The organism is Streptomyces viridosporus (genome assembly GCF_002078235.1).
Lineage (GTDB): Bacteria > Actinomycetota > Actinomycetes > Streptomycetales > Streptomycetaceae > Streptomyces > Streptomyces viridosporus.
The window spans coordinates 1-4,273 of the sequence record NZ_MSGP01000551.1; the positions used below are offsets into that span (position 1 = coordinate 1).

Here is a 4,273-nt window from a genome sequence, read left to right on the forward strand (position 1 = left end):
CCGTCGGCATATGCCGACGGCATCTCGGAGCCGTCAGCGTCCCGCCCGGTCTGCGGAAACGGTTCGCTGTGCGGCAATCGACGGGCTCCCTCGACACGAGAGGCTTAAGGGTGCCTTAAGGCTCCCATAAACCGCTCCGCCGAGGGGCCCGGATGAGACATCGCGTCAATTGCAAGACCCGGAACGGGTTTTCGGAGGTTCCGTGGGGCTCAGAGGAACTTCGCCTTGCCGGGGCCCTCCTCCACGAAGCTGCGCATCCCCCGCTCGCGGTCCTCGGTGGCGAACAGCCCCGCGAACCAGTTGCGCTCGATGGCGAGGCCGGTGTCGATGTCCGTCTCGAGGCCGGCGTCGACGGCCTCCTTGGCGGCCCGCAGGGCGATCGCCGGGCCCTGGGCCAGCTTCGCGGCCCACGCGTGCGCCTGCGCGTAGACCTCCTCGGCGGGCACCACGCGGTCCACCAGGCCGAGCGCCAGCGCCTCGTCGGCCCTGACCTGACGGCCCGTGAAGATGAGGTCCTTCGCCCGGGACGGGCCGATCAGCCGGGACAGGCGCTGGGTGCCGCCCGCGCCGGGGATGAGGCCGAGCAGGATCTCCGGCTGGCCCAGCTTGGCGTTCTCCCCGGCGATGCGGTAGTCGGCGCAGAGCGCGAGCTCGCAGCCGCCGCCGAGCGCGTAGCCCGTCACCGCGGCCACCACCGGCTTGGGGATGCGGGCCACGGCGGTGAAGGAGTCCTGGAGGCCGCGGGCGCGCAGGACCATCGCGGTGTGGTCCATGGCCTGCATCTCCTTGATGTCCGCGCCCGCCGCGAACACCTTCTCGCCGCCGTAGATCACCACGGCGCGCACGTCGTCGCGGCGCGCGGCCTCCTCGGCGAGTTCCTTCAGCCGGTCCTGCGTGGCGACGTCCAGCGCGTTCATGGGCGGACGGTCCAGGCGCAGCGTGCCGACGCCGTCCGCGACTTCGAGGTGTACGGTCATGCCAGCAGGTTAACGGCGACTAACGGAAACCGGGTCGGTGCGGTCGCTCACACCCGGCCGGGGGCCCGGGGGTCGCCACCCGGGCGAACACAGCACGGCGACTAACGGAAACCGGGCCGGTGCGGTCGCTCACACCCGGCCGGGGGCCCGGGAGCCGCCCCCGGACTGACACAGCACGGCGACCGACGGAAACCGGGTCGGTGCGGTCGCTCGCACGCAGACGGCGACGGCCCCGGTGCCATGGGTCGCACCGGGGCCGCGCAGGTCGGACGGCGGTTACGCCTTCCACTTCTCCCAGGACATGTTCCAGCCGTTGAGGCCGTTGTCCGGAGCGATGGTGGCGTCCTTGGAGTTCTTGACGACCACCACGTCACCGATCATGGAGTTGTCGAAGAACCAGGCGCCCGGGGCCTTCTTGTCCCAGCCGCCGCGGGTGTCGCGCAGTCCGATGCAGCCGTGGCTGGCGTTGTAGTTGCCGAAGGCGTCGCCGCCCCAGTAGTTGCCGTGGATGAAGGTGCCCGAGGTGCTCAGGCGCATGGCGTGCGGGACGTCCTTGATGTCGTACTCGCCGCCGAACCCGACCGTCTCGCCGTTCATCCGGGTCACCTTGAGCCGCTCGGTGATGACCATCTGGCCGTTCCAGGTCTCGGTGCCCGGGGCACCGGTGGTGACCGGGATGGTCTTGATGACCTTGCCGTCCCGCTTCACCTCCATCGTGTGCTTCTTGGCGTCGACGACGGAGACCTGCTCGCGGCCGATGGTGAAGGAGACGGTCTTGTCCTGCTCGCCGTAGACGCCGGGGCGGCCCTCCACGCCGTCGAGGTCGAGGTCGACGGTGACCTTGGTGCCGGCCTTCCAGTACTTCTCCGGGCGGAAGTCGAGGCGGTCGTTGCCGAACCAGTGGCCCGCGACCTCGACGGCCGGCTCGGTCGTGATGCGGATGGCCTTCTCGACGTCCTCGGGGTTGGTGATGCCCCGGGTGAAGCGGAGGGAGAACGGCATGCCGACGCCGACCTTGGAGCCGTCCTCGGGCGTGAAGTGGCCGATGAAGGTGTTCTTCGGCGTCAGGGTGGTGAAGCGGGAGTCCTCGGCGGCGGTGCGGCCCTCGGAGTCCTCGGCGACCGCGTGCACGGTGTACGTGGTGGAGGCGGCCAGGTGGGTGGAGGGCGTCCAGGTGGCGCCGTCGCCGGATATCCGCCCCTCGACCCGCTCGCCGTCCGGGTCCTTGACGACGACCTCGGTCAGCTTGCCCCGAGCGGCGCTCACCTTCAGCGCGCCGCTGGTCTTCACGGACTTCGCGCCGTCCTCGGGCACGATGCCGACGACGGCCTCGGACTGCTTGCTCTGCGCCGCGGCCGCCTCCTTGCCCTTGCCCTTGCCCTCACCCGCGCCGGACCCCGGGTCCGCCTCCCCGCCGCAGGCGGTCACCGCCAGCATCACCCCGAGCGCCAGCGCCGCCACCTTCCGGCCACCGCGCCCCCGTGCGCCCACCGACGCCCCCGATATCGGCCCCACGTTCAACTTGTTCTCCCCTCGGCGGGCCCCGACCCCGGCCGACCCGCGCCCCCGCGCGCCCCTCGCGCGCTCCGGCGCATAGTAACCACAGGCCAGGGGCGTGGGACGAGGCGGAATGGTCACCGTTCCGTCCCAACTTCGCCGCCCGGGGAGACCGGCCCGCCGGCCGGGTCATTTCACCGCACTGCCCGCCGTCCACTCCTCCCAGCTCATGTTCCAGCCGCCGAGGCCGTTGTCGGGGGCGACCTCCTTGTCCTTGCTGTTGACCACCTCGACGACGTCGCCGACGAGGCTGCGGTCGAAGAACCAGCCCGCCGGGGTGTCCGCGCCGCCGCCCTGCACGTCGCGCAGGCCGATGCAACCGTGGCTGACGTTCCGGCGGCCGAACACATCGGTCTCGGTCCAGTAGTTGCCGTGCAGGAAGGTGCCGGAGCTCGTCAGGCGGATGGCGTGCGGGACGTCGGGGATGTCGTACTCGCCGCCGAAGCCGACCGTGCGGCTGTCCATGCGGGTGACCTCGAGCATCTCGGTGATCACCATCTTGCCGTTGTACGTGGTGGTCTTCGGCGCCCCGGCCGTGATCGGCACGGTGGTGAGCAGTTCGCCGTCCCGTCTGACCTGCATGGTGTGCCGGGAGGCGTCGACCACGGAGATCTGGCTGCGGCCGACGGTGAAGGTGAACATGCGGTGCTGGAGGCCGTAGACCCCGGGGGCCCCCTCCACGTCGCGCAGCCGCAGCTCGACGGTGACCCGGGTGCCCGGCTTCCAGTAGCGCTCGGGGCGGAAGTCCAGACGGGTGTCGCCGAACCAGTGCGGGCGGACCTCGACGGCGGGACGGGAGGTGACCCGGACGGCGCGTTCGACGGCCGCACGGTGGACGATCTTCCGGTTGAACTCCAGGGAGACGATCATCCCGGTACCGACGGTGGAGCGGTCCTCCGGGGTGACGTAGCCGATGAAGCGTTCCGCCGGGACATGGGTCGTGAAGGTGGTGTGGCGGGCCGAGCGGCGTCCGTCGCCGTCCACGGCCACCGCGTCGACGGTGTACTTCGCGGCCAGTACCAGCCGTTCGTCGTCGGGCCTCCAGGTCAGTCCGTCGGCCGAGACGCGCCCGGGGACCGACGACCGGCGCGCGTCCTGCTCCACGACGACCTTCACCGACTCCAGCCGCCCGTCCGGCACCCGCACCCGCAGACCGGCGTCGGGGCGCACGCCCTTGCTGCCGTCGTCGGGGGCGACGTGGATGAACTCCTCGGACGCCGGCGGGCCGAGCGCCCCGCCGACGGAGCCGCCCGGGGTACAGCCGACGATCACGGTCAGCAGTCCTGCCCATGCCAGTACGGCGGCCAGTGCAACCCTCGCGCGCCGTGCGCGCCCTTGTACGTGCCTCACGCGGTGCCCAACGACGGTCCGTGTCCCCGGGAAACGACCATGCCCCCTCCCGGGGAAACGTGAGTGCGAGGCACGCTCTGGGCAGAACAGTGGGGAGGACGACGCGCCGGGAGCCGCGGCCGGATCCGGGAGAGAGGGCCGCCGCACGCCCCTGTCCGCCGTCGTTCCACGAGCCGCGGGAGGCTGACAGGTGTCCAGCGCAGCCGAGCAGGAGGCGATGGCCGGGGAGCGGGCCACCGGGAACGGGCGTCCGGCGGCCGTCGTGAACGGCGCGCGGCCGACGGCGCCCGTGCCCACGGTGCCCGTGCGACCGGGCCGGCCGACGCCGCTGGGTGCCCGGTTCCGGGTGGGACCGGACGGGGTGGCGGGGACCGACTTCGCGTTGTGGG

The 4,273-nt window shown here is 71.9% G+C and carries 4 protein-coding genes; 1 reads left to right on the forward strand and 3 read right to left on the reverse strand.

The window, feature by feature from the left end:
* Window positions 1–209: 209 nt before the first annotated feature.
* From B7L92_RS32095 to B7L92_RS32105, 3 genes are all read right to left on the reverse strand, one after another.
* Window positions 210–977 carry an enoyl-CoA hydratase/isomerase family protein gene (locus B7L92_RS32095; protein WP_004983224.1) on the reverse strand — a complete coding sequence of 256 codons (768 nt, stop codon included), beginning with the start codon at window positions 975–977 and terminating at the stop codon, window positions 210–212.
* Window positions 978–1,253: 276 nt separating this feature from the next.
* Window positions 1,254–2,498: a L,D-transpeptidase gene (locus B7L92_RS32100; RefSeq protein WP_255311237.1), complete on the reverse strand. Its 1,245-nt coding sequence runs from the start codon at window positions 2,496–2,498 to the stop codon at window positions 1,254–1,256.
* Between the two features lie 165 nt (window positions 2,499–2,663).
* Window positions 2,664–3,884 carry a L,D-transpeptidase gene (locus tag B7L92_RS32105; RefSeq protein WP_081240815.1) on the reverse strand — a complete coding sequence of 407 codons (1,221 nt, stop codon included), beginning with the start codon at window positions 3,882–3,884 and terminating at the stop codon, window positions 2,664–2,666.
* A gap of 190 nt (window positions 3,885–4,074) precedes the next feature.
* Here B7L92_RS32105 and B7L92_RS41685 point away from each other — a divergent pair.
* Window positions 4,075–4,273 (forward strand): hypothetical protein (locus B7L92_RS41685; RefSeq protein WP_143626413.1); only part of this gene is annotated, 199 nt, incomplete at its 3' end.